Raw genomic sequence first — 23,907 nt, 5'->3', positions numbered from 1 at the left:
GTCCGCCTACGATTCGTCTCAAACTGATACGACCCTCGGCCAGTGTGCGCACCGCATCGGGGGCGAATTCTTCAGGGGCTTCGAGAATGTTCCTTCCCCATCCGAACACCGTCGGCGACGTCGTACGCGCCGACGCGCCGGCATGCGGGCCGAGCAAGATGCAGACGTCGCCGAATTGCGCGGTGTGACCGTCAGCCCGCTGTCGGCCAGGTGAGGAATCCGATCTCGCGGGCGGAGGCGGTACCCGGTTCGAACCGGTCGACGGCGCGGTCGACGGCGGCGATCAGCTTGCGCGGCGGCACCGCGGCGATCGGAGACCACCATCCGATGCCGAGCCAGTCGCGTTCGTCGTCGGAGAGGTCAGTCGGCAACGCGTCGACGTCGTCGGGTGAGAGCTGGGGCTCGCGCAGCCATAATCTGCGCGCGAGCGCGTGCCGCGGACTGAGGCCGACGTCCACCGCGCGGGATCCGAACCGTCGTCGTGCGTCAGCGACGAATCGCAGGCCCGCGGGGCTCGCATCGTGGAGCACCAGCACGGGGATCGTCGGCGGCACCTGATCGGGGTCGGTGAGCAGTGCGAGACCGCGATTGAGTGCGACGTGATTCGCAGACAGACAGACGAGCACGCTGCGATCGGGGCACAGAACCGCGTATCGCGGCGTCGGCGAACCCGAGATCGTGGCGTCTCGCTCGTCGACCGCGCCGAGGACGTCCGTGCCGTACACGGTGCGCCACCGGTTCGACACCGTGTCCGCGAAGTCGTCGAGCGAACCGTCCAACGCGATCCGGTGGTTCCGGATCATCCATGGGCGGCGCACTCCGTTGACGATCATGCTGAGTGCGATGGCGCAGGCCGACACGATGAAGAGCCATTTGACGCCGGTCCCTTCCGAGACGTCGAAGACGCTCGGAACGAACCCCATGGCCAGGGGTAGGCCCGGAACGAGGGTGACGATCAGTAATCCGCCGACCGTACCCCAGAAGGCGAACCGCCAGCCCGATCGGATGTCCGTCCCGACCGTGCGTCTACCGGCCGCGTAACGAAGCTGCTCGAAAGTGTATTTCAGCTGATCATCGGTGCGGAGCTTGTCCGCGAGACGTAGCAGACGGAGATCGTTCAGTTGGAACGGCTCCGACTTCGGATCGAGTGCGAACTCGCGATCACAGACGCCGCAGACATGGTCGGGGCGTTCGCGATAACGCACGCTGCTACTGCAGTGCGGACAGATCATCGAAGCCTCCTCCACCGTCGACACAGTGTGATGTGTGTCATCCGTTCGGGCTACTATACGAGAGTTGTCCGAAGTCCGTCGATCCGGCGTCTAGCGATGATTGGAGGAATCGCATGCTCCTTTCGCGTCGTGTGCCGATCATCGTCGTTCTCCTGATGCTCGCCGAAGTCGTCGTTGTGGCCGCCGCGTTGTGGCCGCAACGCGAGTCGCCGGGTGATTCGACGTTGCAGACCATGGCATCGGTGCCGGAACAGGCCTGGCGGATCACCGCGGACCAGCTCGCGGGTGCGGAGTCCGATCGTGCGGGGATCTCCATCGAGGCGGAATCGGAAGATGTGCTCGTCGTGTCGGGCTATGCCGAACCGTACAGTCCGACGGCGACATTGGCGGCAGTGAATGCCGATTCGGGCGAGCAGATCTGGAGCGCCACGACCGTGGGACGGTGGCAGCGGTGCGATGTCGGGGGCGACGAGGTTGTGGCGTGCACGAAGAACGTCCGCGACCGCGGCGAGATCGTCTCTCGGGTGCACTTCTTCGACCTCCGTTCCGGGAGGGAACTCTCCAGACAGACTATTCACGTGCGTGGTCCGGTCACCGTTGCGGCCGTGGGCGACGGATTCGTCGCTGCTGCGACGAGAGACGACGGACTCAGCCTGATCGAGGAGCGTCTGGTACCGGATCCGACCTACGATCGTGCTCCGGACGCGAGCGAGGTCGCCGTCGGCGAGACCGCCCTCGTCGGCTACTCGGGATCGGGCGATCGATCCTGGTCGACGACGGTCCCCGCCGGCCGAAGCTCACTGCGCTCGGCCGCGGGCTCCCGCGTCGTCGCTATGGAAGGCGATCGCGCAGCCGGATTCTCGATCTACCGAGTCGACACCGGAGCACAGGTCTACTCGTCGGCCGACCCCGTGCCGGAGGAGGAGTACGCCCGCAACGCGTACCGGAAGTACGCGTCCAAGTACCACGGTCTCCTCGTTTGGACCAGTGGCGACATTCCGGAGTCTTATGTCCTCTTCGACGGGGGCTTCGCCATCGATTCGGCCAGCGAGCCGACCGTACGGTTCTATGACGAGACCGGTCACCACGGCCCGGACCTGCCCGGCTGGACCCTGATGACGAACGAGTTCGAGCCCATGACAATCGACCGCGATCGGGTGCCGGTCGAAGAGTGGATCACCCGGCGATTCGCGGTCGCGAGCGGGCGGTCAGGCGAACTGCTGTGGTCGCGTTATGACCGCGCGGATGTCGTCGAGAGCATCGGCGACGGCGAACTCGCGGTCGCCACCGACGATTTCGATGCCGCGGACGTCTTCTTCCGCACCTGGCGTGTCGTCGATGCGGACACCGGAAGCGAAGGAAGGGCGCTCGTGACGAGGTTCGGACGGTCGCTTCTCGGATACGACGGCCGACGCCTGATCTTCGCCGGCGCTCCGGATGCTCAACAAGAGCCGAACATTCCGCGTCTGAGTGCATTCGACGGTCGGAGTGCCGCGCAGCGTTGGGAGATCGAGCCGGTCCACGACTACTCTGCGACGTGGGAGCGAGCCGGTCGCGGGCTCTATCTTGTCGGCGCGGCCGGGTACGGTCCGGGATGGATTTCTCGCTACGCAGACTGAGCCGCCCAGCACACGTCGCCGGGCCCGGTGAGATGCGGAGTTCTCGCGGCGCGCACGCTCCGCATCAGCGCGGTGCGAGGCGCGGCCCGACGGTGATCGCGCTCCTGCGCCTATTCCGATGGGTCGGTGACGTGCACGGCCGCTTCTTCGGCACTCGCTCCGGCACCGTCTACTCCGACGTCGTCGGCGACGAGTTCTGAATCCACAACGGGATCGCCGCGTCCCGCGGAATCGACGAGGCGGCCCGCGCGCAATTCCCCGGCTTCGGCCGTCTCAGGGAAGTCCGGATCCCGCTCGCCCGGATTCGCGTCGACCTCCGGTTCCTGCTCGGCCAGTCTGTCGTCCAGGGACCGGTGCTCGTGCCCGGCCGGTTCGTGGTCGGGTGGTGAATAGCCGCGGTCGAGAACGTCACTGAGCTCAGGGGCGTCGAGGGTGTCTTCGGGTTGCAACTGGTCGCTGTCGTCCACATCGTTGCCGTCGGTGGGGTCGTTCTGCTCGGTCATGGGTACTCCGTCCAGTCCTGCCGTCGGTACTGGCCGACGCGGTCCGCGGGCCGGCGTACGTCGGCCCACCGCATGCGGCCCTCGACGGAGGGTTCCCCGCACGCCGTGTCGTAAACATCGTCGGCCCAGATCGCGAGCGCGTACATGAGGGCGACGGCGGATTCGTACCGGCCCGAACGCGTGGTGTTTGCGATCCCTGGACGACGGGTAGCCCGAGGATGTCAGAAGTCCACGCCTTGCACTGCCAGCGGCTGCCGACCCGAGACGTCTCTGCGCCGAGGAGGCGACGCGGGGTCGACCCGAGGATCTCTTCGACCCACAGCGAGCGACATCGGTCCCGGCAGCGTTCGCGGTGCATCCGGAGACGAGAACAGGACGAACGAACCGACCAGACGGGAGCCCGACGATGGCGATGTATCGAGTACTGAATCCGAATGAAGACGTGATCGAGACCGCGGAGTTCGAGAACGCTCAAGACGCGTACGAATGGTTCCATCAGATCGAAGTCCCGTCGCACGTCATTGGCTACCGCATGGAAGTCGATCAAGACGGGCAGTGGACGATGTTCGACCAGACCGACGGCGCCGATTCGACGCGGAGGTCGGCTCGGTGACACGCGAGACCGCACTCCGGCGAGACCCGGACCCGACACGGTCGGCGCGAGCGCGACTGCCGGACTACTCGTCCGCCGACATCGATGCCGATCTGAGGTGGTGGAACGCCGCCAACTACCTCACCGTCGCGCAGATCTATCTGCAAGGAAACGTCCTCCTCCGCTCGGAGCTCACACCGAGCGACATCAAACCGCGTCTTCTCGGACACTGGGGAACCAGCCCTGGACTGTCGGCGATCTACACAGTCCTCAACCGGTTGATCAAGCGGACGGAGTCGCGATGGCTGTTCGTCACCGGTCCCGGCCACGGCGGACCGGCGTTGATAGCCAACGTCTATCTCGAAGGCACCTATTCGGAGATCTATCCTGACGTCGGTCGCGATGAGCAGGGACTGCTGCGACTGTGTCGACAGTTCTCGACGCCAGGCGGCGTCCCCAGCCACGTCAGCGTCGAGACACCGGGCAGCATCCACGAGGGCGGAGAGCTCGGCTACTCGCTCGCGCACGCGGTCGGAGCGGCGTTGGACTCCCCCGACCTGGTCGTGGCGTGCGTCGTAGGTGACGGCGAGGCCGAGACCGGCCCGCTGAGCGCTTCGTGGAACTCGACCGCGTTTCTGAACCCCGCCCGCGACGGCGCGGTCCTCCCGGTCCTTCACCTCAATGATGCGAAGATCTCCGGTCCGACGGTCATGGGTCGGAGAGCCGATGCGGACGTCCGCGCCGATCTTCACGGCAAGGGCTGGGAACCGGTGTTCGTCGAGGGCACCGATCCACGGGACGTCTTCGTCCAGTTGACCGAGGCGGTCGGGGCCGCATACGAGGACATCCGTCGGATACAGACCGAGGCGCGTGCCGGGACCGACCGGCCCGCGCCACGGTGGCCCGCCATCGTCATGCGGACGCCGAAGGGATGGACCGGGCCACGCCGCGTGGACGGGCACCTCGTCGAAGGCACCCATCGTGCGCACCAGGTTCCGTTGTCTGGAGTCCGGGACGATCCGGCGCGTCTCCGCCAGCTCGACGCCTGGCTTCGGTCCTATCGTCCCGATGAACTGTTCGACGACCGCGGCGCCGTCGTCGACGACGTGAGCGTCCTCGCCCCCGACGGATCGCTGCGTATGGGAAGCACGCCGTACGCGAACGGCGGTCTGCGCCGTGAGCCGTTGACGCTCCCCGATCCGGCCCCGTACTCGCTACGCATCGACACACCTGGGACGGTGACCTACCCCACCACGACGGTGCTCGGCGAGTACCTGCGCGACGTGTACCGCGCGGACCGTACAACCGACGACGGCGGCACGTTTCGACTGTTCTGCCCCGATGAGACGGCGAGCAACAAGCTGGATGCGGTGTTCGAGGCGACCGAGCGGTGCTGGCAGTTGCCGGCGTCATCCGATGACGATCATCTGGCACCGTCGGGACGCGTGATGGAGGTTCTGAGCGAACACCTCTGTCAAGGTTGGCTCGAAGGCTACCTGCTGTCCGGACGACACGGACTGTTCGCCAGTTACGAAGCGTTCGCGATGATCAGCGCGTCAATGGTCGTCCAGCACACGAAGTGGCTTCAACACGCAGCAGGACTGGGCTGGCGCGAACCGGTGTCGTCACTGAACATCCTGCTCACATCGACGTGCTGGCGTAACGACCACAATGGCTTCTCGCATCAAGGCCCGGGACTGATCGATACGGTCCTGTCGTTGTCGCCCGGCGTAGTACGAGTGTGGCTTCCGCCCGATGCGAACTCGCTGCTAGCGGTCTCCAAACGCTGTCTGGAGAGCCGGGACCAGGTGAATCTGATCGTCGCGGACAAACAGCCCCATCTGCAATACCTGACGGACGAAGAGGCGACGACCCAGACGTCCGCCGGCGCCTCGATCTGGCACTGGGCCGGAAACGAGAGCGACGGTGCGGCGCCGGATGTGGTCCTGGCATGCGCGGGCGATGTGCCGACTCACGAGACCCTCGCCGCGGCGTCCCTCCTTCGCGAGCACATGCCGGCCCTGCGCACCCGCGTGGTCAACATCATCGATCTGATGGCGCTGCTGCCACCGGGAGAGCACCCCCACGGACTCTCCGACGCCGAGTTCGCCGACGTCTTCACGACCACGGTCGATGTCGTCGTCGCGTTTCACGGCTACCCTCGCGCGCTACACCAGCTCCTGCACGGACGCCCGGACGCCGGGCGATTCCACGTTCGCGGGTTCTCCGAACAAGGCACCACGACGACACCGTTCGACATGGTGGTCCTCAATCGCATGAGTCGGTACCACCTGGTGCTGGAGGCGATTCGACGAGCAGGTGCCGACAGCGAAGACGCCGAGCGACTCGCACGACTGTGCCGGTCGCAGCTCGAGCGCCACCATTCCTATATCCGCCGACATTTCGACGATCTGCCGGAGATCAGAGACTGGACCTGGGCGTGATGACAACGCCTCAGGGGTTCGCGGCCCGTGACCTCTGCAGCCGACGGTCGAACGATGGCCGTCGCCGAACCCCTCGACGACAGCGCTCGCCCTCGCAATGGCCGGTACGGCTCTTCGTCGGTTCGAACGCATCGCTCGATGTCGTCGATGTCTTCGCTGCGACGCGGAGCGTCATCGAGTCGCCGCGGACATCGCCTCAGCGTTCGAGATGCTCAAGCAGATCACGGAGCGGCTGCGACGGCGCCGCGGTCCACAGCTGCGGCCATACTTCCTGCAACTCGAACACGAGGTGTTCACGTAGTGCGGTACTGAGAGCACAGAGCGCCTCTTCGAACTCGGCGCTTCCCGCCTCCGAGTCCTCGACGGCCCGCATGAGTCGCCGGTTCTCGACGTGGTCGGCGAGCGCCCGATCGGCCAGTCGGCCGCCGCAGTCCAGTGCCGTGCGGACTATCGGCCAGAACGCGTCTTCCTCGACAGACTGATGGCGGGATTCGGCGACGAGCAGTGCCACGGCTCGTGTGCGCCGTTCTTCGACGGCGGACGCACCCGATGGCAGTGGTCCGTCGAGGCCGTCCAGCAGTCTCAGCAACCGCCGATGGTCACTCTGCAGGTGCGCTGTCGCTTCGAGGTCCACTGCTGTCCTCCACGGGTTCTCGGGATGGTGTTCGGCGTCTCGCGCGATGAATCCGACGTCTCTTCCGTATGCCGATAGGTCGCGGGCCGTCTGTCTCTCGGAGTACCCGGATGAACGCATCCGAAACGCGGCACCGCGTACTCGAAGTGGCCGCTCTGCTCGCGAGTCGGCGGATTAGACTGGTCGACGATGCCTGTCACGATGCCGTACGACCTGCCCGCCCGAGCGATCCTGGAGGCGGAGAACATCTTCGTCATGTCCGACGAACGCGCCGGACACCAGGACATCCGTCCTCTGCGCATCGCGATCTTGAATCTGATGCCGTTGAAGGTGACCACAGAGACGCAACTTCTGCGGCTACTCAGCAATACGCCGCTCCAGATCGAGATCACCTTGCTCCACACCGCGACTCACACCTCGCGCACCACGTCCGCGGCTCACCTCGAGTCGTTCTACTCGACTTTCGACGAAGTGGCCGACCGGCATTTCGACGGGTTGATCATCACCGGTGCGCCGATCGAGAAGCTCGAGTTCGAGGACGTCGACTACTGGCCGGAGATGACCAGGATCCTGGACTGGACACGAACCAACGTCCAGTCGACCCTGCATGTGTGCTGGGGCGCTCAAGCCGGACTCTTCCATCACTACGGCGTCGGCAAACACGAAGTGCCGCAGAAGATCTCGGGGGTGTTCGAGCATCGTCTCACCGGTTCCACGTCGCACGTTCTGACCGGCTTCGACGACGTCTTCCTTGCTCCGCACTCACGGCACACCGACGTGTACGCCGCCGACATCGAGGCGACGGGCCAGGTGGACGTCCTGGCGACGAGCGACGAGGCCGGCGTGTACCTCGCGGCGACCGCGGACGGGCGACAGGTCTTCGTGACCGGTCACCCGGAGTACGATGCCGACACCCTGGCTCGCGAGTTCCGTCGCGACACCGATCAGGGCGTCGCGGTCCCCGTGCCCGCACACTATTTCCCCGGCGACGATCCCGCCGCTGAACCTCGCAATCGGTGGCGCGGTCACGGTCATCTCCTGTATGCGAACTGGCTGAACTACTGCGTCTATCAGGAGACTCCATTCGATCCGTCTCGCGGCTGACCCCGACTGGTCGGTTCGAGAACGAGAATGTCGTAGGTGCTTGTTAGTGTGTGGTCAAAGGTCGAAACGGCTATGACCAGCACTTACAAGGGGGTGAATCCGATGACCGAACCCGCCCACGACGGCCCGGCACTCCCGGATTCACCCGCAGCTCTCCTCGCGCTCGCCGAGGCCGCGTTCGCCAAACTCAACGACACCAAGTTCGCCGCCCTCACCGGCGAAGACCTCCTCGCCGCCGCCGAAACCAACGAACGCATCCGCAACCGCCACGAAGCGGCCACCACCTCGTTGATGATCGAAATTAACGACCAGTACGCCTTCCACACCCGCGGCTTCCAAAACGTGCAGAAGTACATGACGACCGGTCTCCGGGTGGGTGCACCCGAAGCCAACACCCGCATGAAACTCATGTTCGCCACCGGCGAGTTCCTCGGGATCGGCGGCCAACGACTTCCCGCCCGTTTGGAGGCGACCGCCCACGCCCTCCGCGAGGGCGGCATCAACCGGGCACACGTCCGCACTATCGCCGACGTGATCGACAAGATCCCCGCAGCAATCGACGCCGACACCGTCACCGCCGCCGAAGAACACCTCGCCGCTACCGCGCGCACACTGTCTCCGGACGGGGTACGCACCGTCGGCGAGCGACTCCTCGGTCACCTCGACCCCGACGGGGAACTCACCGACGACCGCGACCGCAAGCGCACCCGCGGGTTCACCGTGGCCCCGCAAGATGCCCGGTTGATGTCCAAGCTCCGCGGATCACTCACCCCGACTTTCCGGGCAAAACTCGACGTCGTCCTGACCGCGTGGGCCGCACCCGGGATGAACAACCCCGACGATGAAACGCCCCTGTTCGGGGCCGTCGACCGGGACGGTCTGGACCCGCAGGTTCTCGCCACCGCCGTCGAGCGCGATACCCGCAGCACCGCGCAACGCAACCATGATGCGCTGGCCGCGATGCTCGACTTCGTGTTGGGACACGGTGCGCTCGGCCGTCCGGATCGGATACCGGCCGAGCTGGTCGTGACCGTCACCGACCAGGAGCTGGCCGCCGAAGCCGGTGTCGCGCACACGGCGACCGGGGCGCGGGTTCCGGTGACGGATCTGGTCGAGGTCGCCGCCCACGCCACCCCACACCTGGCCGTGTTCAAAGGCCACACCAGCGAAATCCTCTACCTCGGACGGGGAAAGCGCCTGGCGTCGAAGGCGCAGCGGCTGGCGTTGTTCGCCCGCGATCGCGGGTGCAGCGGCCCCGAATGCGATGTCCCGTTCTCCCGGACCGAAGCCCACCACGTCCAACGGTGGGAGGACGGCGGCGCGACCGATATCATCAACCTGGGTGCGGCGTGCGGCAAACACAACCGGGCCGAGGGGAAGGGCCCCGGGAAATGGGAGACGGGCATCGTGCACGACGGCCCGCATACCGGGCGCGTCGGGTGGCGACCGTCCGGATCGACCCGCCCGTGGCAGGTGAATCCACTCCACCACGTCGGGCAGGAACCCGAATTCCTGCCCCATGGCCCGCCCCGCGGCTCCGGTTCGGCCGTCGAAGCGCTCCTGGCGACGCTTCTCGACGCCGCCTAACCCGGAGTCGCCGCTGTTCCCCCGGCAGCGAGTGACCGATCACCGGTCAGGGCATCGAGAACCGTCCGATGATACGTCCGGTCTCCGCCGCCGCGGCCGCCGGATCGCGACCGCGCAGCACTGCGTCGAGCACGTGTCCGTCCAATGCGGCCACCAGTTCGCGCGCCTCGGTCTCGGGCAGGCCCACGGCGACGATCGAGGCCACGAATGCATCGCGACCGCGCACCATCTCCGCGGCCAGATCGTCGTCGTGCATCGATGCGACGATCAGCTCGTAGCGGGCCCTGGTCCGCGACAGGTCGTCGCCGAGCCAGCGGCGGATCTGGTCGGCGGGCTGTTCGCCGTCGCGCGGGCCGTCGAGCTCCACCAGACGATGGACCATCGCGGTGACCAGACCGCGTTGGTCGACGAAGTGATGTCGGACCGAGCCGTGCGGCACGCCGGCCGCATCTTCTACCCGGCGCGCGGACCAGGCTCGGAAACCGCTCTGGCCCAGCAGTTCCAGCCCCTCGTCGAGCAGCCGTTCGCGTGTCGTCTTCTCCACATGGCGAAGATACCGTGCTAGCGTCTTCTCCATGCGGAGAACGGAGCCGATGAAGGTCCTCATCGTAGGTGCCGGTATCAGTGGGCTGGCTCTCGCGAGTGCACTGCACCGCGACGGGGCGCACGTGACGGTCCTCGAACAGGCCCCCGAGTTCACCGAGGCCGGATCGGGACTCTCGATGTTCGGCAACGGATTCCGAGCACTCGACGCACTCGGCCTCGGCGACGCGGTGCGTGAGATCGCCGCCGATGCGCCGCCTCCCGGCCGCAGCGGCACCCGGCGTCCGGACGGCCGTTGGATGACGGTGTTCACACCCGGAGTCACCGAACAGCTGCGCATCGTCGACCGCACCGATCTTCATCGAGTGCTCGTCGCTGCCTGCGACGGTATCGACATTCGGCACGGCGTCCGCGTCGACTCGGCCGACGACACCGGAGTCAGGGTCGCCGACGGCACCCGAATCGGCGGATTCGACGTCGTCGTCGGCGCGGACGGACTGCGCAGCCGCGTGCGGTCCGCGTGGCCCGCTGCCGCGGCACCTCATCACGCGGGTTACGGCGCCTGGCGCGGTATCACCACGCGCGCCGTCTCCGTGAGCGACGGCGGCGAGACCGTCGGCGCCGGACAGCGATTCGGCATCGCGCCGCTGCGCGACGGCCGCGTCTACTGGTTCGCATGTCTGTCTGTGCCGTTCGATGCGCGGCCCGGCCTCGACGTCCTCCGCTCGACGTTCGGTTCCTGGCACGATCCGATCCCCGAGCTGATCGCGACCACCGATGACGCGCGGATCTCTTATCTGCCGATCGAGTATCTGCGCGGTCGGCTCGACTCGTACGCTCTCGGCGGCAGGGTGCTCATCGGTGACGCCGCACACGCCATGACTCCGGATCTGGGCCAGGGCGCGAACCAGGGTCTCGAAGACGCGGCAGTCCTCGCGCGGTGCCTACGGCCGATCATCACGGCTCCGACTGCCGGTGCGGTCGCCGACGCACTCGCCGACTACGACGCAGTTCGTCGGCCTCGCAGCCGCCGGATCGCACGTCAGGCTCGACTCCTCGGGCGAGTGATGCAGACGTCCGGACCGCTGGCCTCGTTGCGCGACGCCGCCATGACGATCGCACCGTCACGCATCGTGTCGGCGACGTCGGCCCGGATGCAGGATTGGACGCCGCAGGCCTGAGTGCACCGCCGGACCTCGCAGAAGGAGTCGGCGCGCCCGCACTGGTCGTGACAGCGTGAGTAGGCCCCGGCTCGACGGTTTGACTTGGCCCCGTTTGCGACTCGCCGGTGGTGTTGCGACGGTTTGGTCTGGCCCACCTGATGGTTGCTCGTGAACTCACTTTCACGAGCCGAATCAGGTGGTGGTCGATGATGGGATCGAAGGTGGAGTTGTTCGCGAAGATCCGGCGGACGCCCGGGTGGCGGGCACGAGTATCCGGGCGTCGGCTCGGAAGCGATTCCGAGGCTGCAGCGGTTGCTACCTAACCAGAGGCCGGGGCGCCTGCCGGTGACGACGTCGTCAGCATCCGGAGCGCGAAGTAGTGCACAACGGGGATCACAAACTCGACGATGAGCATGGCCACATAGAACGGGGTGGGCGCACCCGAGAGGATCCACGCCAGCACGCGGCCGATGGCGCCGACGAAGAACAACAGGCCAAGGACATTGATCTCCCGGGCCCGGCCGACGACATCTCGCGACGCCCAAACGAAGGCGGCACCGTATGCCACGAACAGAACATTGAGGAAGCGCAGGTCGGAGTCCATGGTTGCGTTGACCTCGCCGCCACCGATATAGGTGACCTGACCGAATAGAAAGTGCGCCAACGCGATTCCTATCATCAGCACTCCGAAGACCGCGAGCCACATGCTGAGTATCCGCCTCACCAGAATCTCCTATTCAACAGATGTAAAATAGGACGGTACGCGCACTCCGCGTCGACATCAACACCTCACCTGACACGCGACTACAGTGACCAGATGCCCACCCGTAGACGACGCCTCACACCCGATCAGCGCCGAGAGGCGATACTTGACGTCGGCGAGCGACTGTTCAGCGCACGCGGCGTCGACGAGGTATCCATGCAGGAGATCGCCGAACATGCCGGGGTCACACGCGCGTTGCTCTACCACTACTTCGCCACCAAAGCCGAGCTGTTCGGCGGTATCTGGTCCAGAGCGCACCAGCAAGTGCGCACCCGCCCCGCATCGCCGGCGCCGACTGCCCGCGCATGGCTCGAGCAACTCCTCCGCGACTACCTCGACTTCTATGCCGCAAACCTGCCGCTGGTGGTCGCCGCCAACCGAAGCTCGATCTCCGCGGATCCCGCGGTCCGCCGTCCCGTTGACCAGGCTTTCCGTCAAGTCGCCGACTCGCTACTCGGTGCTGTCGCCGTCGACGGCCATGATCGCGCCGCCGCTGAAGTCGCGTTCGCAGGCTGGATCGCGTTCGTTCGCGAGAGCTCGCTCTCCACCTACCTCGACAAACGGATATCGCCGGATGAGAACCTCGCCTTGTGCATGGTCGTCTTCGACGCCGCCGTCGGGCGGCACGCCAACTTCGACACCCCACCGCCCGCCAACGCAGGCGGGGACAGCTCGAACCGCCACAGTGGAGCCACTTCTAACTGAGATAGCCAGCCCCCCCCGCACTCCGGCGCTGCCGAAACCAGTACCGCGAGCCACCACGACGACGTAGTGCGTCGACCGCCGATGACGGCATGGATTCGGACAGCATGGGACTGCTGCACGGATAGGTGACATCTGATCTGGCTTGCCTGGGAAGGCCGGCCTGGAAGGATGACCATCGTGCCCAAGCCTTATCCGAAAGAGTTCCGTGATGACGTGGTTCGGGTTGCCCGGGACCGTGAAATCGGTGTGACGATCGAGCAGATTGCGAAGGACTTCGGGGTGCACCCGATGACCTTGCAGAAGTGGATGCGCCGCGCCGATATCGACGACGGCAACAAGCCCGGGGTGACGAGCGGGCAGTGGGCGGAGCTACGGGAAGCGAACAAGCGAATCCGGTTGCTGGAGCAGGAGAATGAGGTCCTGCGCAGAGCCGCGGCGTATCTGTCGCAGGCGAACCTGCCGGGAAAAGGCTCTACCCGCTCGTGACAGAGCTCGCCGAAGCTGGGATTCCTGTGACGGTGACGTGCCGGGTGCTTAAGCTCTCCCGCCAGCCTTACTACCGGTGGCTCAAAGACCCGGTCACCACCTCTGATCGTGTCGAAGCGCAACGGGCGGATGCCCTGTTCGACGCCCATCGTGATGACCCGGAGTTCGGGTACCGGTTCCTCGCCGATGAAGCAGAACATGCTGGTCAGCCGATGAGCTCACGAACGGCCTGGCGGATCTGCTCGGCCAATCGGTGGTGGTCGAGCTTCGGGAAGAAGCCTGGCCGGGCCGGCAAAACACCGGGCCCGCCGGTGCATGACGACCTGGTCGAACGCAACTTCACCGCCGACGCACCCGATCAACTGTGGTTCACCGACATCACCGAGCACTGGACCGACGAGGGCAAACTGTATCTCTGCGCGATCAAAGACGCCTGCTCCGGTCGTATCGTCGGATACAGCATCGACTCCCGCATGCAGTCCGGCCTGGCCGTGAATGCGCTCAACAACGCCATCGCCCGCCGAGAGGCAGCGTTGCCGGTTGTGTTGTCCACTCGGACAGGGGATCTCAATTCCGTGCACGGAAGTTTGTTTGTGTTCGCATTGAATCGGCACGGTCTGGTCGGATCGATGGGGCGGGTCGGTGCTGTTGGGGACAACGCCGCGATGGAATCGTTCTTTGCGCTGCTGCAACGCAACGTTCTCGACCGCCAACGCTGGGCCACCGGTGAACAGCTGCGGATCGCGATCGTCACCTGGATCGAACGGACCTACCACCGCCGACGTCGGCAAGCCCGCCTGGGCCGGTTGACACCTATCGAATTCGAGGCCATTCTCAACACCGCCGCGCTCACCGCGGCATGACACCGAAACTGTCACCTATCCGTGCAGCAGACCCCATCGACGAACGCCCGCGGTGACGGCCTCCCGGCGTCCGCGCGTACGCTCGCCGCATGACCGACGTCCTTCGCATGACCGCGTTCCCTGCTGCCGATCACGGCGGTAACCCCGCGGGTGTGGTGCTCGATGCGTCCGCGCTCGACGACGCGGAGATGCTCGCGATCGCCGCTGACGTGGGTTACGCGGAGACCGCCTTCGTCCGGTCGGTCAGGGCGAGCGATGCGGGTCGCTCCGAAGTCGACATCCGCTACTTCTCCCCGCGTGCCGAGGTCCCCTTCTGCGGACACGCGACGGTGGCGACGGCGTCCGTCCTCGCCGGACGCCACGGAGCAGGCGACTACCTCTTCCACACGTCGGCGGGCGACGTCTCGCTCGAGGCGTCCGTGGTGGACGGCGAGATCGCGGTGTCGTTCACCAGCGTCGAACCACGGGTCCGTGACCTCGACGATCACGTGCTCGCCGATCTGCTCGACGCACTCGGACTCACTGCGGCCGATCTGGATCCGAGGTTTCCGGCCCGTGAGTCCTTCGCCGGGAACTGGCATCCCGTCCTCGTCGTCGGCGACCGCGACGTGTTCGACCAGTTCCGGTTCTGGCCGCCGACCGTCGCCGCGTTCCTCGACGAGAACGGCTGGGCGGGAACGATCACCGTCCTGCACGACCTCGGAGACGGCGCGTTCGCCGCACGGAACCTCTTCCCGGTCGGTCGGATCACCGAAGACCCGGCCACCGGATCGTCGGCGGCGTCGACCGGTGCGTATCTCCGCGCGATCGACCGCGTTCCGGACGGGGGCGAGTTCGTCATCCGCCAGGGTGAGCACGTCGGCCGCCCGAGTCTCCTTCGCGTCCGGGTACCGGCCTCGGGCGGCATCGTGGTCACCGGAACCGCGCGGCGGATCTGACCCGCGGTCTGCCTGGCGAGGAATCGTTCGGACGAGGTCATCGGCTGATCACGGAGCGGATGAGGCGTCAGCGGAAGCCGACCCGCCGGTCAACCACGCCGCGACCGCCTCCGGCTCGATGACACGCAGATCCCGACGACCGGTGCGTCGCTCGACCCACCCTCGGCCGATCATCCCGGTCATCACGGCGGCGCCGAGCCCACCCGCGAGATGATGTCGCTGTTCGGACCAGTCGACGCACGCCCTGATCAGTGGTCGTCTGTCGGCGTTCAGTGCACCGAGGTCGACGCCGATCACACCGAACACCTCGGCTCCGCGGGGGCCGACCCGGTAGGGCGCGACGGGCACGGACGAGCTCAGTTCGTCGGACGATCCGAGTCCGGTGCCCGGTACACCGTCGATCCGGACCAGGGCGTCGCACTCGACGAGACCGGCCAGGACGTCGACGCCGAGCCCGCCGGCGAGGTGGTCGTAACAGGATCGTGCCACCCGCAGCCGGTCCCAGGCGCGGACCGCGGTCAACCCGGTCGGCGGCTCCGTGCGGGCCAGCGGCAGCAGCCCCTCGATCGCGGCGACGACCCGCGGGTCGACGATGCGGTACCGCCGGGTGCGACCGGACGTCTCGACGGTGACGAACTCGGCCTCGACGAGGCGGGCGAGATGGGAGCTGGCCGTCGACGCCGACACCCCGGCGATCGTCGCCAGATGGCCTGCCGGTCGCGCCGCACCGTCGATGAGCTCCATCAGCATGCGGGCGCGCGAGGAGTCGGCGAACAACTCGGCGACGGCGGCCAGATCCGGGTGAGCGTGCATGATACCAGTATCGCGGCCCGACACTTCGGCCGGCGTCGAAGTATTCGGCGCCGACCATGTCGAGTGTGAACAGATCCACCACACCGACCGCCGTTCACCGCGGCTCTCCCCTGCTCCTCACCGTGCTGTGCGCACCCATGTTCCTGGTGCTCCTCGACGTGCTCGCGATGAACGTGGCGATGCCGAGCCTCGGTCGCGCGTATGCGATCGGCCGCGATCAGTGGTCGCTGCTCGTCGGCGCCTATACGGTGCCACTGGCGGTCGGACTCCTGCCTGCGGGATGGCTCGTGGATCGCATCGGACCGCGCCGCGTCCTGCTCGGCGGCCTGCTCGTCTTCGCGGCCGCCTCGATGCTCGGCGCCGTCGGGTGGGCGTGGTCGGCGGTTCTCGCCGCACGCCTGCTGCAGGGACTGGCCGCCGCGGCGATGCTTCCCGCCGGGCTGGCAGCGTTGACCACCACCTGGACCGACCCCGCGCCGCGGGCCCGCACGCTCGGGATCTGGTCGGGGGTCAGCGCCGTGGCGACAGCGATCGGACCGGGAGCCGGCGGCGGCCTGGTCGCGGCGTTCGACTGGCGGGCGGTGTTCTGGATCGACATCCCACTCGTACTGGTCGCCGTGATCGGGACTCGGCGCCTGCTTCCGGAGCGCCGCGCGCGAAGCGAACACGGACGTCCGACCGGCCCGCGATCCCTTGCGGCCTCGGTGGTCGCCGCAGCGATCATGACCAGCGGCGCCAACGGAACCCTGCAGGTCGTGACCGTGCACATGCAGGACGACCTGCATCTGGCGCCCGGACCGGCGGGCACCCTGCTGCTGGTCGGCACCGCGCCGTTCGTGATCCTCGGGCCGATGTCCGGCCGACTCGTCGCTGCCCGGGGACGACGCGCCGTCGCCGCGAGCGGATTCGTCGCCGGAGCCGTCGGACTGGCGACTCTCGGTCGGGTGTCCGGTCTGGTGGGACTGGTGCCCGGGCTCCTCGGCATCGGCGTCGGACTCGGCCTGATGACCGCGGCAATCGTCGGCGAGACCATGGCTGCCTGGCCCGCGCGCCCCGGTCTCGCCGGTGGACTCAACAATGCGTTGCGCCAGGTCGGCACGAGCGCGGGCGTGGCCGTCGGCGCCGGACTCACCTCCGGCCTCGGCGACGACGCACTGCTCACCCGGACCGGCTCGGTGGCCGGTCTCTGGTGGCTGTGCGGCGCGCTGGTGGTCGTCCTCGGTTTCAGTCGCCCGGGAACACCGCGGGGAGCTCCGATGCACGACCGGTGAAGGTCGGCGTCCGCTTCTCCAGGAACGCGGCGACGCCCTCCTTACCGTCGCCGATCGAGGTGTAGTACATCGCCAGCGAATCGGACAGATGAGCCTCGAGCGGTGTGGCGACGCCGACGTTGCGATAGATCAGCTTCTTCGCCAACGCCACGGCGACCGGCGAGCGGTCGACGACGAACGAGCGGGCGAGGGCGATCGCGGCGGGCAGCAGCTCGTCCGGCTCGTGGACCGAGCGCGCGAGACCGCCGTCGACCACTGTCCGCGCATCGAGGATGTCGGCGGAGTACACCCATTCGAGCGCCGTCTGGATGCCGACGAGGCGCGGGAGGAACCAGCTCGAGCACGCCTCGGGGACGATGCCCAGACGTCCGAACACGAAACCGATCCGCGCTCTGGTCGAGACCATGCGGAAGTCCATCGCGAGCGTCATCGTCGCGCCGATGCCGACGGCGGCGCCGTTGATCGCGGCGATCACCGGCTTCCCGAGTGCGTGGATCGCCAGGGTCACGCGGCCGCCGGTGTCGCGTACGTCGTCGTGATACGGCGCCTCGTCGTAGTGCGCGCGGAACTCCTCGGGGCTCGGCAGGAGCGACTCGTCGAGGCCGAAGACGTTGCCCTCACCGCTCAAGTCCATTCCGGCACAGAATGCCCGGCCTGCACCGGTGACCACCACGGCGCGCACCTCGTCGTCGCGGGCGTCGACGAGGAAGACCTGTTCGAGTTCGCGCGCCATCGTCAGGTCGAACGCGTTCAGACTGTCGGGTCGGTTCAATGTCAGGACCGCGACTCCGTCGTCGTCCACGGTCCAGGTGATCGTCGTGTACTCGGTGCTCATGCGTCCATTGTGCGGTGGCGCGTGGAGCCGCGCATAGGAGGGATCGGCGTCGGCGCCGACCGATCGTGAACGCCCGAGCCAGGATCGTCGGGCGTCCTCCGCGGACTCACCGACCGCGGCGACTCCGCAGCGCGTCGACGCCGTTGCGCCGCACCGTCGTGGCAGCTGTGCGCCACAGCGCACGTGCCGGATCGGGATCGAGACCGTCGCCCATGCGGTGCAGCTGGTCGGTGTGCCACTGGAGGTCGAGGACGCCTTCGAGCGCCTTCAGCGTCGGCATCACGCGCTTGATCCGATCGGGCACCGGCAACCGCAGAGCAGGCGATACGAGCGGTCCGGCATCGGCGGCGGCGAGGGAGCGTCCGGCCGCTGGGTCGAGGGCCACCGGTCGGCCGAGCCCGACGACGTCGCAGGCGCCGTCGGCGACGGCCTCGACCATCGCCGGGCGGGTCCGGAAGCCGCCGGTCACGGCGAGCGGAACGGTCCCGGCCAGTTCGCGGACCGCGGTCGCGTACTCGAGGAAGTACGCCTCCCGCGCCCGGGTGCTCGCCGACACCGCCGGACGGCCCACCATCGCAGGCGATTCGTAGCTGCCGCCGCTGATCTCGATGAGATCGACAGCCTCGTCGGCGATCATCGACACGACGGCCCGCGAATCGTCCGCGGTGAATCCGCCGCGCTGGAAGTCCGCGGAGTTGAGCTTGACGCCCACTCCGAACCCGGGGCGGACACTCGCGCGCACGGCGCGAATGATCTCCACGAGGAACCGGGCACGGTTCTCGACCGCACCGCCCCAGGCGTCCGTGCGTCGATTGCTCAGCGGTGAGAGGAACTGGGACACCAGGTATCCGTGTGCGCCGTGGATCTGAACGCCGTCGAAGCCCGCCTCCTCGACGACCGCGGCCGACGTGGCGAATCGCGCGATGATCTCGTGGACCTCCTCCTCGGTGAGGGCTCGGGGTGCAGGCACGCCGCGGATCGCGACGCCGACCGCCGACGGAGCGACGGTCGGACCCGATCCCGCGAGCGGATTGCCCTGCCTGCCCGGATGATTCAGCTGCATCCAGATCTTCGCGCCGCCGTCCTGACCGGTCTTCGCCCAGCGAGTGAGAGCTTCCAGATGGCGATCGTCTTCGACGACGACATTGCCCGGCTCGCCGAGGTGTCGGCCGTCGACCATCACGTTGCCGGTCAGGACCAGGCCGTATCCGCCGTCGGCCCACCGGGAGTAGAGGCGTATGAGGCGTTCATCGGGGCCCGCCGCCGCGTCCGCGAGCCCTTCGCTCAGCGCCGCCTTCATCAGTCGGTTCGGCAGAATCTGCCCAGACGGCAGAGGCAGCGGTGTAGCGAGTGTTGTGTCCGGCATGCTTCGACTCCTCAATCTGCGGACCGTTCGGTCTCATATACCAATCGGTCTATTCTCGAACAGGATATGAGACCGACCGGTATACTGCAAGCGACGTACGAGAGAACGGGAGACCGCGATGGCCACGGCGGTGAAGGACCGGCTGATCAGGGCGACGACGGAGCTCATGCGCCGACACGGTGTCGCGGGCACGGCTGTCGCCGAGATCCTGTCGACCAGCGGCGCCGCGCGACGATCCATCTATCTGAACTTCCCGAACGGGAAGTCCGAACTGGTCACCGAGGCCACTCGGGTGGCGGGCGAATCGATGGCCGTGGCACTCGCCGACATCGTCGCATCCGACGATCCGATCGGGCTGTTCACTCAGGTCTGGGTGGAACTGCTCGAGTCCACGGACTTCGAAGCGGGCTGTCCGATCGTGGCGGCCGGCCTCGGGCGCGCGGACTCGGAGGACGCCGCCGAACTCGCCGGCGCGGTCTTCGCCGAGTGGTACGCGCTGGTCGCCGGGCGCATGGTCGACGAAGGCGTCGCACCGGAGGTCGCCGAGTCGCTCGCGGTGACCGTGGTGTCGGCCATCGAGGGCGCCGTCATCGCCTGCCAGGCGCAGCGGACCGTGGTCCCCCTCCGTCAGGTGAGCGCTCGCCTGACCGACCTCGTCGCGATGCACGTGCCGACGTGAGCCCTCACCCGGCGGACACGACCTCGCTGAGGAATCGGCCGGTCACGCTCATCTCGTCGGCGGCGATCTGCGTCGGGGTGCCCGTCGCGACCACACGGCCGCCGTCGACGCCTCCGCCGGGGCCCATGTCGATCACGTAATCGGCGTTGGCGATCAAGTCGAGATCGTGTTCGATCACCAGGACGGTGCCGCCCTGGTCGACGAGTCGCTGCAACACCCCGAGCAGAGTCCGGACGTCCAGCGGATGCAGACCGACGGTCGGCTCGTCGAAGACGAACAGGGCGGCGTCCTGTCTGCGCCCGAGATCGGCGACGAGTTTCAGCCGCTGCGCCTCCCCGCCGGAGAGGGCGGGCGTCGCCTCGCCGAGCGTCAGGTAGCCGAGCCCGACGTCGTGGAGTGCGGCGAGTCTGTTCCGGATCCTGGCGACGTCGTCCAGATGCGGCATCGCCTCGTCGACCGACATGGCGAGCAGATCGGGCAGCGAGTGACTCCCCCGCCCGGTGGCGGACGGGCGGGTGTGATCCTGCGCCTGCGGTCCGTAGCGCCGACCGTGGCAGTCGGTGCAGTCGATGTCGACGTCGGGCAGGAACTGGACGTCCAACGAGATCTGCCCGGTGCCCTCGCATCGCGGGCAGCGCAGCGATCCGGTGTTGTACGAGAAGTCCGACGCCGTCAGGCCCGCGGCGGTCGCCGAGTCGAGTCGGGCGAAGGTGCGGCGCAGATCGTCGAGCACACCGGAGTACGTGCCGACCGTCGAGCGGACATTGATGCCGATCGGCGTCGCGTCGACCACGTCCACCCGGTCGATGCCGTCGGCGTGGACGTCGACGACATGGTCGGGCCGGTCGCCGCGGAGTGCGGGCACCAGGGCGTCGAGCACCAGCGTGGTCTTGCCCGAACCCGACACGCCGGTGACCGCCGTCAACCGGCCGCGGGGGATCTCGACGTCGAGCGCGTGGACGGTGTGGATCGGACGCGTGACGATCCGCAGCGCACCGGTGTCGAAGACGGCGGTCGGTGAGCACCGGTCGCGGACGACGATCGACTCGGTGCCGACGAGGAATCCGCCGATCTGCGAGCCGGGGGTCGCGGCGACCCGGTCGACACCGCCCTGCGCGATCACCCGCCCACCCGAGGCGCCCGCGCCGGGTCCGATCTCGATGAGGTGATCGACGGCGCGCAACACCTGCGGGTCGTGGTCGACCATCACCACCGAGTTGCCGCCGTCGACGAGATCGTCGAGCACCCCGCGAAGGCCGACCAGATTCGACGGATGCAGGCCGATGGACGGTTCGTCGAGCACGTAGAGCACCCCGGTGGTCTCGTTGCGCACGGCGCGTGCGAGCTGCACGCGCTGCCGCTCGCCCGTCGACAGCGTGTCTCCGGCTCGGTCGAGTGTCAGATAGCCGAGCCCGAGCTCGGTCAGCCGGCGTGCCATGCCGAGCAGCGTGGCGACGAGGACGTCGGCCATCGGGGTCATCTCCGACGGCAGGGTCGCCGCGACGGCGCTCGCCCACTCGACGACGTCGTGCAGCGGACGCGCGGTGGTCGCGGCCAAATCGAGGTCGCCGATCCGCGGGGCGCGGGCGGCCGGTGAGAGTCGGGTGCCGCCGCAGTCCGGGCAGGTCTGCTCGGACAGGAACCGGCTCACCTTGGCCAGTCGCTTCTCGGTGTCGGCCCGCTTGAGCTCCTCGGTGACGGTCAGCCGTGCGTTGCGGAACGTGAAGTCGAGATCGTGGACGCCCTTCTTCGAGGTCACGGCGATGTGCTTCTTGACTTCGGGACCGTCGAGCACTGTCCGGCGCTCGCGGGCGGTCAGCTCCCGCCACGGCACGTCGGTGCGCACGCCCATCTCCCGCACGATCTGCGGCTGCACGCGGAAGCCGTACATCTGCCACGGGACGACGGCGCCGCCGTCGATGGTCTTGGTCTCGTCGGGTACGAGCGTCGTGTCGTCGACGAGTCGCACCGTGCCGAGTCCCTCGCAGTGCGGGCAGGCCCCGCCGGAGTTGAACGCCAGCGCTTCGGCGCCCGGGGCGAGAAAGCTCACGCCGCAGGTCGGGCACACGATCGGGACCTCGGCGGCGACGGCGAGGGTCGGCGACTGCCGGTGTCCGTTCGGGCACACGTGGCTCGCCAGTCGCGAGAACATCAGTCGGAGCACGTTCAGCAGCTCCGTCGAGGTGCCGAACGTCGACCGCGGGCCGGGCATCGGCGGCCGCTGGCGCAGCGCGAGGGCCGCGGGCACATGCGAGACGGAGTCGACGTCGGCGCGCGGAGCCTGACCTATGCGCCGCCGGGTGTAGGTCGACAGGGCCTCGAGATAGCGCCGCGATCCTTCGGCGTAGAGGACGCCCATCGCCAGTGACGACTTCCCCGACCCCGATCGCCCCGCGACGCCGACGAGCGCGCCGAGCGGGATGTCGACGTCGATCCCCCGCAGATTGTGCACACGCGCGCCGCGCACCCGCATGGTCTCGGGCGGGTGACGCCGCCGCGCCTGTTCGCTGTTGCTCCCCACCGTTCCAGCATTCCAGGTCGGGCGCGACCCCCGCGACACCGTGCGCGCGAACGGCCCGGTGCGGCCCTCTCGTGCGCCGTCGTCGTCCGACTCAGCGGCCGCTCCATCGATGACGCGGCGCGTTCTGCACATCGACCCACTCGATGTAGCCGGTGTCGGCCGCGTCGTCACCGAAGGCGCGGCCACGGTAGCGGTAGGCTCCGGCGTATCCGCGTCCATGCCCGGGCCGCCAGGTCGAGTCCGGTACGGCCTCCAGGTCGACGATCGTGGCGCCGCCGTCACGAGCGATCCAGCGGAAGCGCGCGGGCACACGCATCTGCCGACCCCATCGGTCGACGCACGGCCGATCCGCGTAGTCGAGGACCTCGAAGCTCACATCGTCGAACACACGCGCGGTCTCGCCGAGCACTCGCAGGTGCACGGTGAGGCACATGATCCGCCCGCGGGCGCTCACGCACGTGAGCAGCAGTTGTGTGCGTTCATCGAGTTCGATCACCTGGTAGGTGAAGAAGTCGGCGGGCAGCTTGAAGCGGGCGGGCAACGGTCGAGCGCACAGTGCTTGCGGGGTCATCGCATGCGCGTACTCGAAGGTGCCCAGTCCGGAGACCTCGTGGACTCCGTCGCCGTCGGTGATGGCGCCCGTGAACGGGGCCAGCAGACTGAGGTGGTCGTAGATCGGAGTGCGGACGAAGTACGACACCTGGTCGGTGATCGTCGAGGTGATGTCCACATCGAACGTCTCGTAACTCCCGACGATGTGCGCGGTGCCGTCGGCGACGTCGATCGTGAGGTCCTCACCCCAGGCCAGGTGCGATCCGTCGGCGGCGAATTCGCAGTCGGCCGCCGCGTCATAGGACCGATAGAAGGTCTGGTCCGCGTGCGCCGTCGAACTGAAGACCGTCGTCGTGTCGCGAGCGTCCGGTGCGGCGAGGGCGTCGTTGTCGAAGATCTCGGTGCCCGACGCACCGATCAGCGTCATCGTGTTCAGGTAGCGGTACGGCTCGGGCAGTCTGGGGATGAAGACTCCATAGTGCACCATCGCCTGGGCCCGCGAGTCGCGGTGCGGGACCATGGCGGGTGTGCCCGTGTACGGCGCCTCCGACGCCGCCATTCGTGTGTCGATCAGCGGCAGCGCCGCAGCGATCAGTCCGGAGAGAGCGGTGGTGACTGGCTGACGCACGGCGGTTCCTCACGATCGGCGATATTCATATAACTGATAGTCACATCTAAATCGTCGTGGTCGATC

General features: G+C 67.6%; 22 protein-coding genes. 12 read left to right on the top strand and 10 right to left on the bottom strand.

What is annotated here, in order from left to right; translation table 11 throughout:
- Nucleotides 1–191: 191 nt before the first annotated feature.
- Nucleotides 192–1,205, bottom strand: coding sequence for a hypothetical protein (locus BKA16_RS14295; protein ID WP_183371303.1), 1,014 nt, complete (start codon nucleotides 1,203–1,205; stop codon nucleotides 192–194).
- A 140-nt stretch (nucleotides 1,206–1,345) separates the two neighbouring features.
- Here BKA16_RS14295 and BKA16_RS14290 point away from each other — a divergent pair, with 140 nt between their 5' ends.
- A complete protein-coding gene (locus BKA16_RS14290) occupies nucleotides 1,346–2,851 on the top strand; it encodes a PQQ-binding-like beta-propeller repeat protein (protein ID WP_183371301.1) in 1,506 nt (501 codons plus the stop codon).
- A gap of 110 nt (nucleotides 2,852–2,961) precedes the next feature.
- Here BKA16_RS14290 and BKA16_RS14285 read toward each other — a convergent pair whose 3' ends face one another.
- A complete protein-coding gene (locus BKA16_RS14285; protein WP_183371299.1) occupies nucleotides 2,962–3,354 on the bottom strand; it encodes a DUF5709 domain-containing protein in 393 nt (130 codons plus the stop codon).
- Between the two features lie 406 nt (nucleotides 3,355–3,760).
- Here BKA16_RS14285 and BKA16_RS14280 point away from each other — a divergent pair, with 406 nt between their 5' ends.
- Nucleotides 3,761–3,967, top strand: coding sequence for a hypothetical protein (locus BKA16_RS14280; protein WP_183371297.1), 207 nt, complete (start codon nucleotides 3,761–3,763; stop codon nucleotides 3,965–3,967).
- A 56-nt stretch (nucleotides 3,968–4,023) separates the two neighbouring features.
- Nucleotides 4,024–6,390, top strand: a complete 2,367-nt coding sequence (locus tag BKA16_RS14275) for a phosphoketolase family protein (RefSeq protein WP_246372332.1) — start codon at nucleotides 4,024–4,026, stop codon at nucleotides 6,388–6,390.
- A gap of 196 nt (nucleotides 6,391–6,586) precedes the next feature.
- On the opposite strand, the gene BKA16_RS14270 is transcribed toward BKA16_RS14275, so the two are convergent.
- Nucleotides 6,587–7,144, bottom strand: a complete 558-nt coding sequence (locus tag BKA16_RS14270; RefSeq protein ID WP_281378416.1) for a hemerythrin domain-containing protein — start codon at nucleotides 7,142–7,144, stop codon at nucleotides 6,587–6,589.
- 69 nt (nucleotides 7,145–7,213) lie between these two features.
- On the opposite strand from BKA16_RS14270, the gene metA reads away from it, so the two are divergent.
- Together metA and BKA16_RS14260 are read left to right on the top strand one after the other, a co-directional pair.
- On the top strand, nucleotides 7,214–8,128 hold the full coding sequence (metA, locus tag BKA16_RS14265) for a homoserine O-acetyltransferase MetA (protein ID WP_183371290.1): 915 nt from the start codon (nucleotides 7,214–7,216) through the stop codon (nucleotides 8,126–8,128).
- A gap of 72 nt (nucleotides 8,129–8,200) precedes the next feature.
- On the top strand, nucleotides 8,201–9,715 hold the full coding sequence (locus tag BKA16_RS14260; RefSeq protein ID WP_246371781.1) for an HNH endonuclease signature motif containing protein: 1,515 nt from the start codon (nucleotides 8,201–8,203) through the stop codon (nucleotides 9,713–9,715).
- Between the two features lie 46 nt (nucleotides 9,716–9,761).
- Here BKA16_RS14260 and BKA16_RS14255 read toward each other — a convergent pair whose 3' ends face one another.
- Nucleotides 9,762–10,259, bottom strand: coding sequence for a TetR/AcrR family transcriptional regulator (locus tag BKA16_RS14255; protein ID WP_343067428.1), 498 nt, complete (start codon nucleotides 10,257–10,259; stop codon nucleotides 9,762–9,764).
- Nucleotides 10,260–10,290: 31 nt separating this feature from the next.
- On the opposite strand from BKA16_RS14255, the gene BKA16_RS14250 reads away from it, so the two are divergent.
- Nucleotides 10,291–11,439 carry an FAD-dependent monooxygenase gene (locus BKA16_RS14250; RefSeq protein WP_343067427.1) on the top strand — a complete coding sequence of 383 codons (1,149 nt, stop codon included), beginning with the start codon at nucleotides 10,291–10,293 and terminating at the stop codon, nucleotides 11,437–11,439.
- 301 nt (nucleotides 11,440–11,740) lie between these two features.
- Here the strand turns inward: BKA16_RS14250 and BKA16_RS14245 are convergent, their stop codons facing one another.
- Complete coding sequence (locus BKA16_RS14245) at nucleotides 11,741–12,127, bottom strand: DUF4345 domain-containing protein (protein ID WP_183371286.1); 387 nt, start codon at nucleotides 12,125–12,127, stop codon at nucleotides 11,741–11,743.
- Nucleotides 12,128–12,340: 213 nt separating this feature from the next.
- Between BKA16_RS14245 and BKA16_RS14240 the strand changes: the two genes are divergently transcribed.
- From BKA16_RS14240 to BKA16_RS14230, 4 genes are all read left to right on the top strand, one after another.
- Nucleotides 12,341–12,889: a TetR/AcrR family transcriptional regulator gene (locus BKA16_RS14240; RefSeq protein WP_246371779.1), complete on the top strand. Its 549-nt coding sequence runs from the start codon at nucleotides 12,341–12,343 to the stop codon at nucleotides 12,887–12,889.
- A 168-nt stretch (nucleotides 12,890–13,057) separates the two neighbouring features.
- Nucleotides 13,058–13,375, top strand: a complete 318-nt coding sequence (locus BKA16_RS23905) for a transposase (protein ID WP_246371777.1) — start codon at nucleotides 13,058–13,060, stop codon at nucleotides 13,373–13,375.
- Entirely contained in the window at nucleotides 13,372–14,238 is an 867-nt protein-coding gene (locus tag BKA16_RS14235) for an IS3 family transposase (protein WP_343067426.1), read from the top strand. Before BKA16_RS23905 ends, BKA16_RS14235 begins: the two co-directional genes overlap by 4 nt.
- An 89-nt stretch (nucleotides 14,239–14,327) precedes the next feature.
- Nucleotides 14,328–15,176: a PhzF family phenazine biosynthesis protein gene (locus BKA16_RS14230; RefSeq protein ID WP_183371282.1), complete on the top strand. Its 849-nt coding sequence runs from the start codon at nucleotides 14,328–14,330 to the stop codon at nucleotides 15,174–15,176.
- Between the two features lie 48 nt (nucleotides 15,177–15,224).
- On the opposite strand, the gene BKA16_RS14225 is transcribed toward BKA16_RS14230, so the two are convergent.
- Nucleotides 15,225–15,989, bottom strand: coding sequence for an ArsR/SmtB family transcription factor (locus BKA16_RS14225; protein WP_183371280.1), 765 nt, complete (start codon nucleotides 15,987–15,989; stop codon nucleotides 15,225–15,227).
- A 65-nt stretch (nucleotides 15,990–16,054) separates the two neighbouring features.
- Here BKA16_RS14225 and BKA16_RS14220 point away from each other — a divergent pair, with 65 nt between their 5' ends.
- On the top strand, nucleotides 16,055–17,260 hold the full coding sequence (locus BKA16_RS14220; RefSeq protein WP_183371278.1) for an MFS transporter: 1,206 nt from the start codon (nucleotides 16,055–16,057) through the stop codon (nucleotides 17,258–17,260).
- Here BKA16_RS14220 and BKA16_RS14215 read toward each other — a convergent pair.
- Complete coding sequence (locus tag BKA16_RS14215) at nucleotides 17,214–18,095, bottom strand: crotonase/enoyl-CoA hydratase family protein (protein WP_183371276.1); 882 nt, start codon at nucleotides 18,093–18,095, stop codon at nucleotides 17,214–17,216. The two genes, BKA16_RS14220 and BKA16_RS14215, sit on opposite strands and share 47 nt — an antisense overlap.
- Before the next feature lie 106 nt (nucleotides 18,096–18,201).
- The gene (locus tag BKA16_RS14210) at nucleotides 18,202–19,461 is read right to left on the bottom strand and encodes an NADH:flavin oxidoreductase/NADH oxidase family protein (RefSeq protein WP_183371274.1); all 1,260 of its coding nucleotides are present in this window, start codon (nucleotides 19,459–19,461) and stop codon (nucleotides 18,202–18,204) included.
- Nucleotides 19,462–19,579: 118 nt separating this feature from the next.
- Here BKA16_RS14210 and BKA16_RS14205 point away from each other — a divergent pair, with 118 nt between their 5' ends.
- The gene (locus tag BKA16_RS14205; protein ID WP_183371272.1) at nucleotides 19,580–20,140 is read left to right on the top strand and encodes a TetR/AcrR family transcriptional regulator; all 561 of its coding nucleotides are present in this window, start codon (nucleotides 19,580–19,582) and stop codon (nucleotides 20,138–20,140) included.
- A 4-nt stretch (nucleotides 20,141–20,144) separates the two neighbouring features.
- On the opposite strand, the gene BKA16_RS14200 is transcribed toward BKA16_RS14205, so the two are convergent.
- Nucleotides 20,145–22,613 (bottom strand): excinuclease ABC subunit UvrA, encoded by a 2,469-nt coding sequence (locus tag BKA16_RS14200; protein WP_183373075.1) that lies wholly within the window; start codon nucleotides 22,611–22,613, stop codon nucleotides 20,145–20,147.
- Between the two features lie 139 nt (nucleotides 22,614–22,752).
- Complete coding sequence (locus tag BKA16_RS14195; RefSeq protein WP_183371270.1) at nucleotides 22,753–23,841, bottom strand: DUF6670 family protein; 1,089 nt, start codon at nucleotides 23,839–23,841, stop codon at nucleotides 22,753–22,755.
- Nucleotides 23,842–23,907 lie beyond the last annotated feature (66 nt).

The sequence above is a fragment of the Gordonia humi genome (genome assembly GCF_014197435.1).
In the GTDB taxonomy this organism is placed as follows: Bacteria; Actinomycetota; Actinomycetes; order Mycobacteriales; family Mycobacteriaceae; genus Gordonia; species Gordonia humi.
This window is presented reverse-complemented; position numbering and strand designations above follow the sequence as displayed.